This window comes from Halorussus salinus (assembly GCF_004765815.2).
Classification (GTDB): Archaea; Halobacteriota; Halobacteria; order Halobacteriales; family Haladaptataceae; genus Halorussus; species Halorussus salinus.
The window spans coordinates 796,774-811,337 of the sequence record NZ_ML974127.1 but is presented as its reverse complement, the minus strand read 5'-3'; the positions used below and the strand labels follow the sequence as shown (position 1 = coordinate 811,337).

The 14,564-nt window shown below is 67.4% G+C and carries 18 protein-coding genes; 12 read left to right on the top strand and 6 right to left on the bottom strand.

What is annotated here, in order from left to right:
* Positions 1-997 precede the first annotated feature (997 nt).
* On the bottom strand, positions 998-1,474 hold the full coding sequence (locus EPL00_RS04115) for a PUA domain-containing protein (protein WP_135851696.1): 477 nt from the start codon (positions 1,472-1,474) through the stop codon (positions 998-1,000).
* 171 nt (positions 1,475-1,645) lie between these two features.
* Here EPL00_RS04115 and EPL00_RS04110 point away from each other — a divergent pair, with 171 nt between their 5' ends.
* The gene (locus EPL00_RS04110) at positions 1,646-1,816 is read left to right on the top strand and encodes a hypothetical protein (protein WP_162224143.1); all 171 of its coding nucleotides are present in this window, start codon (positions 1,646-1,648) and stop codon (positions 1,814-1,816) included.
* Between the two features lie 47 nt (positions 1,817-1,863).
* On the opposite strand, the gene EPL00_RS04105 is transcribed toward EPL00_RS04110, so the two are convergent.
* The 3 genes from EPL00_RS04105 to EPL00_RS04095 all read right to left on the bottom strand — a co-directional run bounded on the left by EPL00_RS04105 (position 1,864) and on the right by EPL00_RS04095 (position 3,867).
* Positions 1,864-2,361 carry a LabA-like NYN domain-containing protein gene (locus tag EPL00_RS04105; protein ID WP_135851697.1) on the bottom strand — a complete coding sequence of 166 codons (498 nt, stop codon included), beginning with the start codon at positions 2,359-2,361 and terminating at the stop codon, positions 1,864-1,866.
* A gap of 90 nt (positions 2,362-2,451) precedes the next feature.
* Positions 2,452-3,093, bottom strand: coding sequence for a metallophosphoesterase family protein (locus EPL00_RS04100; protein ID WP_135851698.1), 642 nt, complete (start codon positions 3,091-3,093; stop codon positions 2,452-2,454).
* Positions 3,094-3,162: 69 nt separating this feature from the next.
* A complete protein-coding gene (locus EPL00_RS04095) occupies positions 3,163-3,867 on the bottom strand; it encodes a metallophosphoesterase family protein (RefSeq protein ID WP_135851699.1) in 705 nt (234 codons plus the stop codon).
* Positions 3,868-3,976: 109 nt separating this feature from the next.
* On the opposite strand from EPL00_RS04095, the gene EPL00_RS04090 reads away from it, so the two are divergent.
* From EPL00_RS04090 to EPL00_RS04080, 3 genes are read left to right on the top strand one after another with little or no spacing between them, the layout of a single operon-like run.
* Positions 3,977-5,038, top strand: a complete 1,062-nt coding sequence (locus tag EPL00_RS04090) for a hypothetical protein (RefSeq protein WP_135851700.1) — start codon at positions 3,977-3,979, stop codon at positions 5,036-5,038.
* A 51-nt stretch (positions 5,039-5,089) separates the two neighbouring features.
* On the top strand, positions 5,090-5,668 hold the full coding sequence (locus tag EPL00_RS04085) for a hypothetical protein (protein WP_135851701.1): 579 nt from the start codon (positions 5,090-5,092) through the stop codon (positions 5,666-5,668).
* Positions 5,669-6,151, top strand: coding sequence for a hypothetical protein (locus EPL00_RS04080; RefSeq protein ID WP_135851702.1), 483 nt, complete (start codon positions 5,669-5,671; stop codon positions 6,149-6,151). It begins immediately after the preceding gene.
* A 33-nt stretch (positions 6,152-6,184) separates the two neighbouring features.
* On the opposite strand, the gene EPL00_RS04075 is transcribed toward EPL00_RS04080, so the two are convergent.
* Positions 6,185-6,388, bottom strand: a complete 204-nt coding sequence (locus EPL00_RS04075; RefSeq protein WP_135851703.1) for a hypothetical protein — start codon at positions 6,386-6,388, stop codon at positions 6,185-6,187.
* A 289-nt stretch (positions 6,389-6,677) separates the two neighbouring features.
* On the opposite strand from EPL00_RS04075, the gene dapA reads away from it, so the two are divergent.
* The 8 genes from dapA (at position 6,678) to EPL00_RS04035 (ending at position 14,082) form a co-directional block, all read left to right on the top strand.
* Complete coding sequence (dapA, locus tag EPL00_RS04070) at positions 6,678-7,586, top strand: 4-hydroxy-tetrahydrodipicolinate synthase (RefSeq protein ID WP_135851704.1); 909 nt, start codon at positions 6,678-6,680, stop codon at positions 7,584-7,586.
* The gene (gene dapB, locus EPL00_RS04065; RefSeq protein ID WP_135851705.1) at positions 7,583-8,428 is read left to right on the top strand and encodes a 4-hydroxy-tetrahydrodipicolinate reductase; all 846 of its coding nucleotides are present in this window, start codon (positions 7,583-7,585) and stop codon (positions 8,426-8,428) included. Before dapA ends, dapB begins: the two co-directional genes overlap by 4 nt.
* Positions 8,425-9,261, top strand: coding sequence for a 2,3,4,5-tetrahydropyridine-2,6-dicarboxylate N-succinyltransferase (locus EPL00_RS04060; protein WP_135851706.1), 837 nt, complete (start codon positions 8,425-8,427; stop codon positions 9,259-9,261). The genes dapB and EPL00_RS04060 overlap by 4 nt, the downstream gene beginning before the upstream one ends.
* On the top strand, positions 9,258-10,547 hold the full coding sequence (lysA, locus tag EPL00_RS04055) for a diaminopimelate decarboxylase (RefSeq protein ID WP_135851707.1): 1,290 nt from the start codon (positions 9,258-9,260) through the stop codon (positions 10,545-10,547). Before EPL00_RS04060 ends, lysA begins: the two co-directional genes overlap by 4 nt.
* Positions 10,544-11,485 carry a diaminopimelate epimerase gene (gene dapF / locus EPL00_RS04050; RefSeq protein WP_135851708.1) on the top strand — a complete coding sequence of 314 codons (942 nt, stop codon included), beginning with the start codon at positions 10,544-10,546 and terminating at the stop codon, positions 11,483-11,485. Before lysA ends, dapF begins: the two co-directional genes overlap by 4 nt.
* An 18-nt stretch (positions 11,486-11,503) precedes the next feature.
* Positions 11,504-12,652: a M20 family metallopeptidase gene (locus EPL00_RS04045; RefSeq protein ID WP_135851709.1), complete on the top strand. Its 1,149-nt coding sequence runs from the start codon at positions 11,504-11,506 to the stop codon at positions 12,650-12,652.
* A 72-nt stretch (positions 12,653-12,724) separates the two neighbouring features.
* The gene (locus EPL00_RS04040) at positions 12,725-12,958 is read left to right on the top strand and encodes a hypothetical protein (RefSeq protein ID WP_135851710.1); all 234 of its coding nucleotides are present in this window, start codon (positions 12,725-12,727) and stop codon (positions 12,956-12,958) included.
* Positions 12,959-13,038: 80 nt separating this feature from the next.
* Positions 13,039-14,082 (top strand): hypothetical protein, encoded by a 1,044-nt coding sequence (locus tag EPL00_RS04035; protein WP_135851711.1) that lies wholly within the window; start codon positions 13,039-13,041, stop codon positions 14,080-14,082.
* 35 nt (positions 14,083-14,117) lie between these two features.
* Here the strand turns inward: EPL00_RS04035 and EPL00_RS04030 are convergent, their stop codons facing one another.
* Positions 14,118-14,558 (bottom strand): hypothetical protein, encoded by a 441-nt coding sequence (locus EPL00_RS04030; RefSeq protein ID WP_135851712.1) that lies wholly within the window; start codon positions 14,556-14,558, stop codon positions 14,118-14,120.
* Between the last annotated feature and the right edge of the window lie 6 nt (positions 14,559-14,564).

Sequence of the window (14,564 nt, the reverse complement as noted above, 5' to 3'; positions counted from 1 at the left end):
AGACGGGGTGTATGTCCCGAGTTTGGGTCGCGCTCGCGCTCGCGGTCTGTCTCGTCGCCGGTCTCGCGACGGTCCCGTCTGCGGGCCTGCGAGACGGACGGCCCGCGCAGGAGGGGACGGTCGTCGGGCGGCCGAACTTCCTCCTCGTCGTCCCGAACGACAGCGTCTCGCCCGGCGAGACGGCGACGCTCTCGGCGGTGTTGGTCAACGACGCCCGCGTGGTTCGCGGCGGCGCTCCTCGCGAGGAGGCCCGCGTGACGACGGCCTACAACGTCTCGGTTCGACCCCGAACCGAGCGGTTCCCCGACCGTCTCGCAGACGAACTCGCCTTCCGGACCGGCCGGGTTCCGGTGGGGACGGTGCCGTCGGGGGTCTCGGACCCCGTCGAGTTCCGGGTCGCGGTCGGGCAACTCGCGCCCGGTACGTACCGGATTCCCTTCGAGGTGACGTACTCGTACGCCGCCACCGCAGAGGGAAATCAGACCGCGACGCTCCGGACCAGAACCGACGTGCTGAACGCCTCGCTGGTCGTCCGGCCCACGCCCCGACTCCGAATCGAGACGCCCGGCGACCAGTCGCTCGCGCCGGGCGAGAGCGAGGAGGTCGCGTTCGCGGTGACGAACGCGGGCACCGAGACCGCCACCGAGGTCGGCCTGACGCTCTCGGCGGACAACGGCTCGGTGTACCTCGGGACGCGACTCGACCGCCGGGCGCGGGTCGGATTCTACTTCTCGGCGCTCGAACCCGGCGAGACCGAGAGGGTCACGGTGCCGATGGGGGCCGACGACGCGACCCCGCCCGGCACCTACCTCGTCTCGGGGACGGCGACCTACCGCGACTCGCTCGGAAACGTCCACGAGGAGGCGTGGCTGGCGACCGGAATTGGAGTCGGTGACGGGGACGGTAACGCGAGCGCGGTCGGTGGCGTCGGTAGTGACGCGAGCGTGGTCGATGGCAGGGGCAGTGGGGAGACCGGCAGTACCGCCAGCGCGCTCGGCTACTCGTCCGCGCCCTCGCGGACCATCACGGCCATCCCGGTGTCGAAGTCGGTCATCGCGTCAGCGGAAAGTTCGGCGCGACCGACTCCCAGAATCGGGCCGTCCTCGTGGACGATTGCCACCTCGTCGCCGGGACGAATCTCGGAACCGACCGCGGCGACGAACTTCGCGAAGACGTTCTTGCCCTCGCGGACGAACGGTTCGCTCTCGTCGCCGACGACGACCCGGCCCGCCGGAGCGTCGAGGGCGGCCGCGACCCGGCGACCGCCTTCCAGTCCGAGGGTGAACCGGCCGTCGGTGCCGTAGGTCACGAGTCGTCCCGAGTCGGCGACGACCTGCTGTGGCCGCCCCGACGACGAGCGTTTGACTTCGAGGTCCTCGTCCTCGGGGAACAGCGCCGCGCCGACGCCCGCCCCGAACTGGTAGTCCGCGGTCGTCCGGAGTTTCGAGAGGTCGTCGGTCTGAGTCGTACTCATCGGCCGCGAGTTGGCGTGCCGCGGCGAAAAGGCTTCGTTCTCGGGGGCGACGGAATCACGTCTCTCGGTGCCGTGTGACTCGATACCGAGAGTCAATTTAACGATTTATTATCCTAATTATCGGCGGCTACGGTTTGATTTATATTCTTGGAGCGTCTAGCGGCGATTACCATGAAAGCAAACCTCGGTCTCGCACTCGTCGTCGTGGCTGGCGCGCTCGTCTTCGCCATCGCGACCACCCAGACGTTCACGACCTACCTCCTGTCGTCGGTCGCGGTCCTCGTCATGGCGGCGGGGGCGCTCCTCAGCGGCACCGCCGACGAAGACGGTCGCCCGGTCTGAGCGCAGTCGAAACTCGACCGAGGCGCGGCAGGATTTCTACGACGATTTCACAGCAGGAAGGTGTCTGGCCGCTCGGACATGTCGATAAAGGCGTCCGCGGCCTCGGTTAGCTCCTCGGACGTGGACTCAGCGAAACTCGTGACCTCGGTCCGGACGCCCTCGTGGCGGAGGTGCGAACAGAGCCGCGAGAAGTCGCCGTCGCCGGTACAGAGGATGACCGTATCGACGTGGTTGGCCAGCGTCACCGCGTCTAAGCTCATTCCCACGTCCCAGTCGGCCTTCTTCGACCCGTCGCCGAACGTCTTGAGTTCCTTTATTTTCGTCTCGAAGCCGATGTCGCCCAGCGCCTCGAAGAATCGCTCCTCGTCCGGGCTATCGGCCTGAATCACGTAGGCGATAGCCCGCGTCAGTTCGCGGTCCTGCACCGACTTCTCTAACAGCGCGGAGTAGTCGATGTTCCGACTGTAGACGCTCTGGGCAGTATGATAGAGGTTTTGAGCGTCCGCGAGAACGGCGACCCGCTGGTGCGGGTGAATTTCCGTCATAGCGCATGTTTGGTACCCCCTACGGTATAAATGTGGTTGGCTGGTGGGCGGTCGTTCGCGGTCGAATCGGTGGCGTGCGCCCCGAATCGCTCACTCGACCGGGGTCGCTCGGTCCGAGAGTTCCAGCGTCTCGGGGTTCAGGTAGTAGTATCGTTTCCACGCGGGCGCGAGGCTCACGACCCGCGTCTCGTCGTAGGTCGCTTCGGCGTGGCGCTCGTGGTGGCCGACCAGACAGAGGTCGGGGTCGAGCGCGTCCAACAGTTCGTCGATTCGCTCGCATCCGGCGTCGTAGCCGTAGTAAATCAGGCCGCGAGGAGCCTCGTGAGTGACCAGCACGTCCACGTCCTCGACCCGCTTCAGGCGCTCGACCTCCTCGCGGACGAAGTGACGGCGGCGCTCGCCCGAGAGGTCCGCGCGGGGCTCGTCGTACTTGGTCGGCGCGTAGTTGCCCGACAGGCCAGCCACGCGCAGGCCCTCGACCTCGGCGACCGAACTGGCGAGGAGCGTCGCGTTCCGGACCGTCGGCCCCGCGACCGTCTCGCCGCGACGGAGCGCGTCGATAACGTCGAACTCCTCGTTGTTGCCAGCGATAAAGTAGGTCGGAACGGGCAGGTCATAGTAGAGCAGGTCGCCGGTTTGGAGCGCGACCGCGGCGTCGCTCTCGTCGTAGGCCGCCAGCAGGGCGCGGCGGTTGTCGGGGTCGTCGGCGTGGGCGTCTCCGAGGACGAGCATTCCCGGAGTATCGACGCGAGCGGTGGTAAGGGCTGTGGCTGGTCGTCCGGGCCCGACTCTTTCGCCGCCTCAGGACGGCGGCGTCGGATGCGACGTGAGTTCCAACGTCTCGGGGTCGAGTTCGTAGTACCGCTGGTCTACCGACGCAACGCTGACGACGCGGGTGTCGCCGTAGGTCGTCTCGGCGTGCTGGTGGTGGTGGCCGACCAGACAGAGCCGCGGTTGGACCGCTTCGAGGAGTTCGTCGATGTACTGACAGCCGACCTCGTACTCCTCGGCGACCGGCAGGCCGTGGGGCGCTTCGTGGGTGAGGAGAACGTCCACGTCTTCGATTCGCTTGACGGTCTCCACGTCCCCGCGGACGAAGTGCCGCCTGCGCTCGCCTTGCAGGTTCGGCCGGGGGCGTTCGTACTGGGTCGGCGCGTAGTTGCCCGACAGGCCAGCCACGCGCAGGCCCTCGACTTCGACGGCTTCGTCGCCCAACAGGCGGGCGTTCGTCACGTCGGAACTCTCGACGCGGCCGTGTCTGAGCGCGTCGATAACGTCGAAGTCTTCGTTGTTACCGGCGATGAAGTAGGTCGGAATCGGCAGGTCGTAGTAGAGTAGGTCGCCCAACTGCAACGCAACGTCGGCGTCGGCCTCCCGATACGCGGCGAACAGCGCGCGCCGGTTGTCGGGGTCGTCGGCGTGGGCGTCTCCCAGAACGAGCATTAATCCTCGTTTCGGCCGTCGGAAAGATAAAACCCACTCTCGGAGACTCGCCGTCGAGAACACGACCCCGCCGAAACCGCGTTTACCGAGGGCGGGGACGGTCTAAAGTCACCCGGCGGACACCGTAATATAAATAGGCCGAGTAGGTAGTCACGGACGAACGCAGAGAACCGTGCCAGACACAGAAGACGACTCCGGCGGTGACGGTCTCGCTTCCCGCTTCGACTGTCCGAGTCGGACGGACTACGAGGCCGAATACGGTCTCGACTTCACCGACTTGGAGCCTCTGTCGTACCGTTCGGAATTCTGTGCGGAGGTCGGCGAACGGGTAGAGTACCGAGCGCTGTCGTTCGACCAAGAGTGTCGTCTCCTCGGCGCACTCGGCGACGTTCACGGGGCCGAGAACGTCTGTGCGGTCCTCGACCCACACTACCGGTGGAAGGTCTCGTCGCACCCGAAGTACGGGTATCCACAGCGCCACGAACTCCTCTTCAAGCAGACGTTCGGCGTCGAGTGCGACGTTCGGGGCGAGGACCCACCGACCTACCGAACGGACCCCGACCACCGAGCGGTCGCCAGGGACCTCTACTGTGTCACGCAGGCGTTTCTCGACCGGACGGAGGGACCGGAAGTGACCGTCTACCGCGGACTCTCCCGTCACGCGCCACACCTGATCGCTCGAACGCTCCGAGCCGAATCGAAACCGACCTACGAGGTACCCGCGAGCGTGCTGAAGAACTTCACGGCTTCCGAGGCGTTCACGTCGTACTACAGTCCGCTCGTGTTTCGAGTCCGCCTCTCGCGTACCGCCGTCGCCGTCGCCGCCGACCACCTCGCCAAGTACCGCGAAGGCGGGAATCCGACGGAGCGCGACGCCGAATATCGCGTCTTCGGCGACGAAATCGGGTCCGCATCGTACGACGATATCTACGTCCTCGCGGACGGAAACCGAACGCCGCTGTTCGATTTTTTCGCTCACAAAGCGTCGTTCACGAGAGCGGAACACCGCTGTTACGTCGATGCGATACGGCACTTGGCGGCCGACGGCGAGCGCATCACGAACGACCCCGGCTACTCCCGAATCGCGGACTGGTACGGGACGCTGGTCGCGGACGAGTACGAGTTCGCGGAGGCAATCGAGGAGGTCGTGAACTACGTCGTCGGACGAACGAGCGACCTCCCGAACGACTGGAGAGACGGCGTAGCGGCGAAGTTCGGGGAGAACAAGATTTGAACAAAACCTATAAGACTGTGGCAGAGGAATATAACCACAAGAGACCCACTCATGTCCGACAAGAATTTCTCTATTCGGGTTGACCTCAGCGACGAGGACGAAGAGTGGGTGCAGTACGCGCGGAACCGAAACCGGCCCTCCTCGGAAATCGACAGCGACGACCAGTCGCTCGAAGCCGACACGAGACGGAAGCTCCGGCAAGCGGTGTACGACTATCTCGAAGCGCTCGACAACGACATCCTCGACGTGGACAAGCGATTCGCGCTCTACGACGAACAGTTGTTGGACGAGTTAGCGGGCCTCGTCGTCCGACGCGGGCGAAACGTCGAAGCGATTCGCGAAGGCGTCCAAGAGCGACTCCGGGCGGACGAAGACGTGTCGCCGTTCGACCTTCCCGAGCGAACGCGGGAGGCGACGGCGGCGCATCTCGTCGAGGAGGCGGTGGGGAAGGCCGAAATTCGAAGCTTGGCCGACCTCCTGTTGGAGAAAGAGCGGGCGGTCCTCGATACGAAGAAGTTCGACACCGATACTCCTCGAACGGAAACCAGTTGGGTTTCGGACAGAGTGTTGACGCGGCGGCGAGACGAGTCGGTCGCGGAGAACCGAACCCGACTGAACAGCAGAGGATAGATGAGGCCGACCGAGTACCACATCACGGACTTGGACCTCTTTCTCTCGGAAATCTCACCGGGCCAGACCCGGCCCGCACGAACGAAATTCGGCATCTCCCACGGGAGTAATCCGCGGTACGAAGCCGAAATCGGAGCGTTCGTGACGCCCTTCGAACTCGAAGTGCGACTGTACGAGAGCAACGTCCCCGAGGCCCAGATAGCGGAGTCCGACGAGCCGACCGGAACCATCGAGTGTCAGTTCCTCGCAATCGTGGAGGGCGACGAGTCGGAGTTCGAGTCGATTCTCGACAAGTGGAAACGAGACGGATACGACGCGGTGTCCGCGGACTTTCGCTCGCACCTCGAAGAGGGAATAACGGACGAAGTCGTCGTTCCGATAGCGGGTCTTTTGCGTCCCTCCTACCGGGGCTTAGTCCCTCGCCTGCGTGCGGGGGATGCGCTCGCCGAATCGTCCGTGGCCGACGACGCCGATTCGAGTTGACGTGTCGTCGCTGCGGGCAACTCCGGGAGCGAGTCAGACCATGCTCCCGACGACCATCGCGGCGAAGTCGAAGACCAGCAGGCCGCCCGCGACGAACAGCAACAGCAGGAGACCGGACACCAACGCTAGTAGTTGGAGCATCGACCGTCCGGTCAGCGCGACGAGGAGGGCGGTGCCGCCGCCGTAGACCACGGAGTAGCGGCCGCCGGAGCGTGCGACGAGTTCCCAATCGGCCATGGTAGAAATCACCGCTCGGCGTAAATAACGGCTGGCTGATGAGTGGCAGGTATCGCGCTCGGCACAACAGTTAAGTCGCCGGGGATGAGTGACACGCACATGCACCACGACGCCACCGCTGTCGCCCGCGGCCGTTCGGCCAGCGGTGGGTCGGTCGGTTTTTCGGGGCTGAAACGCACAAAACGCGGTTATTGCTAGGTCCTCGGCGGCGTGGCGACCCGTCGCGGGCCACCTTCGTTCTGCATCACCCACCGACCAGTTACCAGCGAACCAATCAGTCCCGAACCACATGACACGCACCGACGAACCTCTCAGCGGGGTCTACCCGGCGATGACGACCCCCTTCGATTCCGACGACAGTATCGACTTCGAACAGCTCCGAACGGACGCCCGACGCCTCGCGGATGCGGGGGTCGAGGGCCTGCTGGCGGTCGGTTCGACCGGCGAGAGCGCGACCCTGACCCACGACGAACACGTCGAGGTCGTGGACGCCGTGACCGACGCGGTGGACGTGCCGGTAATCGCAGGCTCGGGCAGTAACTCCACGCACGAGGCCCTCGAACTCTCCCGGCGCTCGGCCGACGCCGGGGCCGACGCCTTGCTCCTCATCTCGCCGTACTACAACAAGCCCGAACCCGAGGGGATGGAACGCCACTACCGGACCGTCGCCGACGAGGTGGACGTACCCCAAATCGTCTACAACGTCCCGTCGCGCACCGGGCGAAACGTCGCCGTCGAGACGGCGGTCTCGCTCGCGGAACACGAGAACGTCGTGGGCTACAAGGCCGCCAGCGGCGACCTGAACCGAATCGGCGAGGTAATCGAGCGGACCCGCGACGAGGAGTTCGCCGTCCTCTCGGGCGACGACTTCCTCACCCTGCCGATGCTCTCGCTGGGCGCGACCGGCACCATCAGCGTCGCGGCGAACGTCGAACCGGAGCGCACCGTCGAACTGGTCGAGGCCGCGCGCTCGGACGAGTTCGCCGCGGCCCGCGAGGTCCACGAGGAGTTGGCCCCGCTCGTCCGCGCGCTCTTCTCGGAGACGAACCCGATTCCGGTCAAGGAGGCGATGGCGATTCGGGACTACGGCCCGGCGCGGCTCCGCTCGCCGCTGAATCGGCTCTCCGAGCAGAACCGCGCAGAACTTGCGGGTATCCTCGGAGAGTTAGAGGGCGAACCGACTGAGGTACACCAATGAGCGTGTCAGTTGCAGTCACGGGCGCGACCGGCGAGATGGGGCGGGCGGTCCTCGACGCGGCCGGGGACCGCGAGGAGGTGTCGGTCGCGTTCGCGGTCAACCGCGACCCCGACGAAGACGCGTCGGTCGAGGGCGTCCCCGTCGAACCGGCCCGCGAGTTCGACCGCCTGCTGGCCGACCGCGACCCCGACGTTCTCGTGGACTTCACCGGCCCGGCGAGCAGTCAGAACTACGTCGCGGTCGCCACGGAAGCGGGAGTCGCCAGCGTCGTCGGCACCACCGGATTCGGCGACGACGGCGAGCAGGCCCTCCGCGAACTCGCGGAGTACGCCCCCGTCCTGAAGGCCGCGAACTTCGGGCGAGGCGTCCACGCTCTCCTCTCGGCGGTCGAGTCGGCGGTGGCCGACCTGCCGGGTTACGACGCGGAAGTGACCGAGACCCACCACAACCGGAAGCGCGACGCCCCGAGCGGGACCGCCAACGCGATTCTGGAGACCATCGAAGACGCGCGGGAAGCAAGCGGTCCGGCGGACGGAGAGTCGGGCGAGCGCGTCCACGGCCGCGAGGGCGAGGCCCCGCGCGAGGCGGGCGAAATCGGCGTTCACGCGCGCCGTGCGGGGACCATCACGGGCGAACACGAGGTCCTGCTGGCGAACAACCACGAGGAGCTTCGACTCACCCACCGCGCCGAGGACCGCGGCGTCTTCGCCGAAGGAGCCTTGGACGCGGCGGTCTGGCTGGCTGGCCGCGAACCGGGCTGGTACGACTTCGCGGACGTAGTAGAGGGCGGGGACGACGGCGCGACCGACCGAGAAGCAACCGACCGAGGAGACGACCGATGAGTGTAGAATCCGACATCGACGACCTGTGGCATCGCTACGACGAGGGCGACCTCACCGCCGACGCGGCGGGGCGCGAGGAGTTGGACCTCCTCGACGCGTTCCTGACCGCGCTCGAAACAGGCGAGGTCCGGGCCGCCGAACCCGACGGCGACGGCGACTGGCAATCGAACGAGTGGGTCAAGCGCGGCATCCTGCTCAACTTCGGCCTGCGCGAGATTGCGGGACGGGAGTACGGCGACGTGACCTACCACGACGTGTTGCCCCTGCGCGAGACCGACGACCTGCCCGAGAGGGGAACCCGAAACACGCCCGACGGGACCGTCCTCCGGCGCGGGGCCTACGTCGGGAGCGACGCCATCCTGATGAGTCCGAGTTTCGTGAATATCGGCGCGTACGTCGGCGACGGGACCTTGGTGGACTCGTGTGACACCGTGGGGTCCTGTGCCCAAATCGGCGCGGACGTGAAGCTGGGCGCGAACACGCTCGTCGGCGGCGTGTTGGAACCGGTCGAAGACGCGCCGGTCGTGGTCGAAGACGGCGCGTCGCTCGGCGCTGGCTGTCGGGTCACGTCGGGGTTCGTCGTCGGCGAGAACTCGGTGGTCGCGGAGAATACACTTCTCACTCCTCGGATTCCGGTCTACGATTTGGTCGAGGAGGAAGTCGTCTACGGCCACCTGCCGCCCGAGCGCAGAGCGTTCACTCGGTTCGTGGAGTCGTCGGTCGGCGACCACGACCTGTTCGACGGCGGGGCCTACAAGCCCGCGGTCGTGGCGATGGACGTGGAAGAGACCACGATGGAGGCCGTCGAGCGCGAGGAGGCACTGCGAGAATGAGCGGAGAGAGCGGGCCGACCAGCGGAGAGAGCGAGCCGACCGCCGGAAACCCGCCCGTACGACGCCTCGCCGACTGGTCCGCCCAGCGCCTGCGGGCGCTGGCCGACGAGTACGAGACGCCCCTCTACGTCTTCGATGTGGACCGCGCCCGCGAGAACTACCGCCGGATGGCCGAGGAGTTCCCCGACGCCCATATCTACTACGCCGCGAAGGCCAACACCGCCCGGCCGGTCCTGCAAGCCCTCGCCGACGAGGGCGCTGGCATCGAGTGCGCCTCGGCGGGCGAGTTGGCGCGGGCGCTCGACGCCGGAGTAGACGGGTCGCGCGTCCACTACACCGCGGTCAACCCGCCCGCGAGGGACCTCGACGTGGCGGTCCGACTCGCCGAGGAGCATCCCGGCGTGACGATTACGGTCGGGGCCGAGGACACTTTCCACCGACTCGCCGACCGCGGGTACGACGGCCGGGTCTGCCTCCGAGTCAATCCCGGCGTCGGCGCGGGCCACCACGAGAAGGTGACGACCGGCGGGGACGCGAAGTTCGGGGTGCCATACGAGCGCGCGGCGAATATCGCGGAATCGGCGGCCGCCGAGTTCGATGTCGTCGGCATCCACGCCCACGCGGGAAGCGGCATCTCGGGCGAGGACCTCTCGGCCCATCGGGACCTCGTGGGTCGGATGGGCGAGTTGGCCCGCGACATCGAGGAGCGCGGTCTCGACCTCGACTTCGTGGACGTGGGCGGTGGCTTCGGCGTGCCCTACTCGCCCGACGAGGACCCCCTCGACCTGCGAGCGGTCGCCGAAGCGACCCGCGAGGCGCTCGGCGAGACCGGGGCGACGCTGGCGGTCGAACCCGGCCGCTATCTCGTCGCGGACGCGGGCGTCCTGCTGACCACGACCAACACGGTCAAGGAGACGCCGTCGGGCGTCGTGGTCGGGGTCGGCGCGGGGATGACGACCCTCGCGCGCCCCGCGATATACGACGCCCACCACGAGATTCGGAACCTCGCGCTCGACGCGAGCGAGCGTCCCGCGCGCGAGGTGACGGTCGCCGGACCGGTCTGCGAGAGCGGCGACTCGCTGGGCGACCATTGGCTCCCGGACCCCGAGCGCGGCGACCTGCTGGCGGTCGGCAACGCTGGAGCCTACGGCTACGAGATGGCGAGTCAGTACAACTCCCGTCCCCGCCCGGCGTCGGTCGTCCTCGACGGCGACGACGCCCGACTGGCGCGGCGACGCGAAACGATTGCGGACGTGACGGCGGTCGAACCCGAGGGAGACAGATGAGCATCGAATTCGAGAAGTTTCACGGCACCGGCAACGATTTCGTAGTAGTAGACGCGGACGAGTACGTCCCAGACCGGGGCGCGTTCGCCCGCGAAGTGTGCGACCGACGCGACGGCGTGTGCGTCACAGACGGCGGCGTGGCCGCCGAGCAGGGCGAGGGGGCCGACGGCGGTCCGTCCGCCGAGCGGACCGGAAACGCCCCCGCCGTCGGAGCCGACGGAACCCTGTTTCTGGCGCTCGAACCCAAATTCTCGCCGCCCCGAGCAGTGATGACGCTGGTCCAACCGGACGGTTCGACCGCGGCGATGTGCGGCAACGGCGCGCGCTGTGCCGCGAAGTGGGCCGCCGAGCGGACCGGTGCCGACACCGTGATGCTCGACACGCAGGCCGGGACCCGCCGGGCCGAGATTTCGGACGACGAAGTGACTATCGAGATGGGCGAGCCGTCGTTCGCGCCCGACGAGGTGCCGCTCGACGCCGACCGCGACGAACCGCTCGTACAGGAGACCGTCGAAGGCGTCGAGGTGACCGCGGTGAACACCGGCGTTCCCCACGCCGTCGCGTTCGTCGAGGACGTAGACGACGTTGACCTCGACGAACTCGCACCGGCGATTCGCCACGCCGACGCCTTCCCCGAGGGCGCGAACGTCAACATCGCGTCCCCGCGAGACGACGGCGGGTTCGACCAGCGCACCTACGAGCGCGGCGTCGAGGGCGAGACCCGCGCCTGCGGCACCGGCGCGGTCGCAATCGCGACGGTCGCGCGACGACTCGGACTCGTCGCGGCCGACGCGGAGTCGGTCGAGGTCTTCCCGCCGGGCGGTCGCCTCGGCGTCACCTTCCACGGCGAGCGCGCCAGTCTCACCGGCCCGGTCGAACGGGAGTTCGAGGGAGAGGTCTCCTCGACGCCCGAACCGTGGCGCGCCACCGACGCCTGACAGCACGCGACCCGATTCATGACATTCGACCCAATCGACTTCCTCGAAGCGGCAGTACAGACACCCTCACACGAGGACGTAGCCGAGATGCGAAACCTACTGGTCGAGACCCTCGAATCCGCGGGGAGCGACCCCGACCCCGATACCGATTCCGACGGCGACGCTGACCCGGACTCCGAAACCGACCCCGAGGTGGATGTCTCGGTGGACGACGCCGGGAACACGCTCGCAGTCCGCGATTCGGGGCGAGAAGGACCACACGTCGTCCTGAACACCCACATCGACACCGTACCGCCTCACATCGAGTACTCCCGAGACGACGAGACGATTCGCGGGCGGGGGTCCTGCGACGCGAAGGGACCGCTCGCGGCGATGGTCGCGGCGTTCTTGCGCGTCGAGGTCGAGCGCGGGCGGGTGACGTTGGCGGTCACGCCCGACGAGGAGACCGCCTCGACCGGCGCGGCCGCCCTGAACTTCGACCCGGAACCCGACGCCGTCATCGTCGGCGAACCCACGGAACTGGACGTGTGCAACGCCGCCAAGGGTCGATTTCAGGCGACGGTCACGGTCCGGGGCGCGAACGCCCACGCCGCGGAACCCGAGTCGGGCGTCAACGCGGTCCGCGCCGCGGGCGATCTGCTCTCGGCGCTCGACTCCTTCGACGACCGCGAGGACCGCCCGGACGCGAGCGACGCGCTCGGCGACTCGACGCTGACGCCGACGACAATCGAGGGCGGCACCGCCACGAATCAGGTGCCCGCCGAGTGTTCGTTCGTCGTGGACCGCCGGAGTATCCCGCCCGAGACCGCCGAGGGGTTCCGGTCGGCGCTGGAAACCCACCTCCGGGCGCAGGCGCCGGACGGGGTGTCCGTCGAGGTGGCGCTGGCCGAGCGCGACACGCCGTTTCTGGCGGCGTTCGAGACGCCCGCCGACGCCGAGGTGGCGCGGACGCTCCGGGAGGCCAGCGGCGGGACGGTCCGGCCGTTCGGTGCCGCGACCGAAGCGTCGTACTTCGCGGACCTCGCGCCGACGGTCGTGTTTGGACCGGGTTCGCTCGCCGACGACGAGGGCGCGGTCGCCCACGCTCCTCGGGAGTACGTCCGGGTCGCCGAAGTCGAGCGCGCGGGCGAGGCCATCGAGGAGACGCTGGCGGCGCTCCTGTCGTAGCCGTCGGTAGAGCGACGGGCGGCGAGCGACGACGTGAGAAGGTTTACGCCCAGTCGGGCGCGACGGGGAAACGTGACAAACGAGAGCCAAATAGTCGGCTACACGAGCCGAGAGTGGCTGTTTCTGACGGGGTTCGCCGCCGCGACGGCGGCGACGTGGTATCTGACCGAACCGACCTCCTCGCGGGTCGCGTCGTCGCTGGCGTCCGGTCTCGTCACGTTCGTCGTCACGGCGGTCGCAGTTCGGTTGTCGAGCGAACGCGCGAGACAGACGCTCCTCGACGTGTTGGGTTTTCTCCTCCCCTGACTGCTCGTCGCGCGACTTAATCTAACAACAACGCTAGTAGTTAATTATAAGTTTAGTCGGTGTGGAATTTATTTCGTCGCATGACAGACGACTCCTCTCACTCGAACCGCACCGACCGTCGAACGTTCCTACGCGCGACCGGCGTCGCGCTGAGCGGCGCGGCAGTCACCGCGAGCGGCGCGGCCGCCCGCGGCCCGCCCGAGAGCGACGCCCACGTCGCCGAGGCCGACTTCTCGAACGGCATCTCGGCCGACCGCATCGCCGAGATTCGCCGGTCGGCCCGCGCGGAGTACAACGCCCGCGGCGGGGACCTCGACGTGACGCCCGTGGTCTCGGACCCCGACCCCGAAGACGGAACCATCGTCGCGTATTCGTACAAGATAGACGCGAACGGCGTGCCCCGCCAGTACACCGGTATCGCGGGCGACGCCGGTTCGGCCGCGAGACTCCACGGGAAGGCCGCCGAGCGCGCGACGGCCTTCGACCGCACGTCGGCCGCGACGACCGACGAAGCTACGACCCAGAGCAAGTCGTGGAGCAACGTCCTCCACGACGAGGCCGACTTCTGCTCGGACCCCTACGGCTGTGTCACGAACAATCTCGATTTGAAGCAGTTGGACAGCGACGGCGACCCGACGCAGGACGCCTACGCCGTCAAGCACTTCTTCGTGATGGAACCCGGCACGCAGAAGTACGGGTCGGGCTGGGAGAACGACGTGGGCGAACCGAAACACGACTGGAGCAAAAACGACATGGGCAGCGCCGACCTCAACGAGTACGACCCGCTCGGCACCCACGACGGGAGCCAGAGCATCAACGTCTCGGTCGGTACGAGCGGCGTGAACCTCGGCTGGAGCTACACCCAACCCGCGGTCACGACCACGGACGAGTCGAGTCCGAGCGGCAACTACGCGACGTGGAACGAGGAGTTCAACACCAGCGACGCCCGCCAGTACACCAACGGCATGAAGCCCGGTAGCTCCTGCTGGATAGACCAAGAGGCCACCGGAAGCGGCCAGTACCAGTTGATGGACCTCATCTCGAAGGGTACCTTCTACGAGGGCGGCTGGACTCCCGACTCCCACGCGCTCAAGCACACCTTCCACGTCAAGGTCAACTACTGAGCGACCTCACGGGGCGCAACCATCGGTCGCCACGCTCACCGCCGCGTCCACGCGACGGTCCGGTGAGGGAAGTGGTGTCGCCGGACCCCTTCGCTGACGGCGGCCAGCCCCGCGAGCGCCATCGCCACCGCGCTCGCGCCGAACTCGGTCCGCCAGTTGAAGAACACGCGGCGGGTAAGAAGGTACGTCTCGCCGCCGCGCTCGACCGCCAACTTTCCCTTCGTCTTGCGCGGTCCCGGCAGTTCGTTCGGGTCTCTGACGACGATTTGCTCGCCCGCGATGGCGCGCTCGACGGTCCGCTGGTCGCGCACCGAGAGGTCGTCGTAGGCGACCAGCGATTCGGTGTCCTCCGGGATCGCGTCGGTCGTGCCGAGCGACGCGACCTCGTACTCGAACGCGCCGACGCCGACGACCATCGCGGCGGTCAACAGGAAGATGCCCGCGAAGAACAGCCCGAAGTGGAGGGTATCGCTCATACCCCG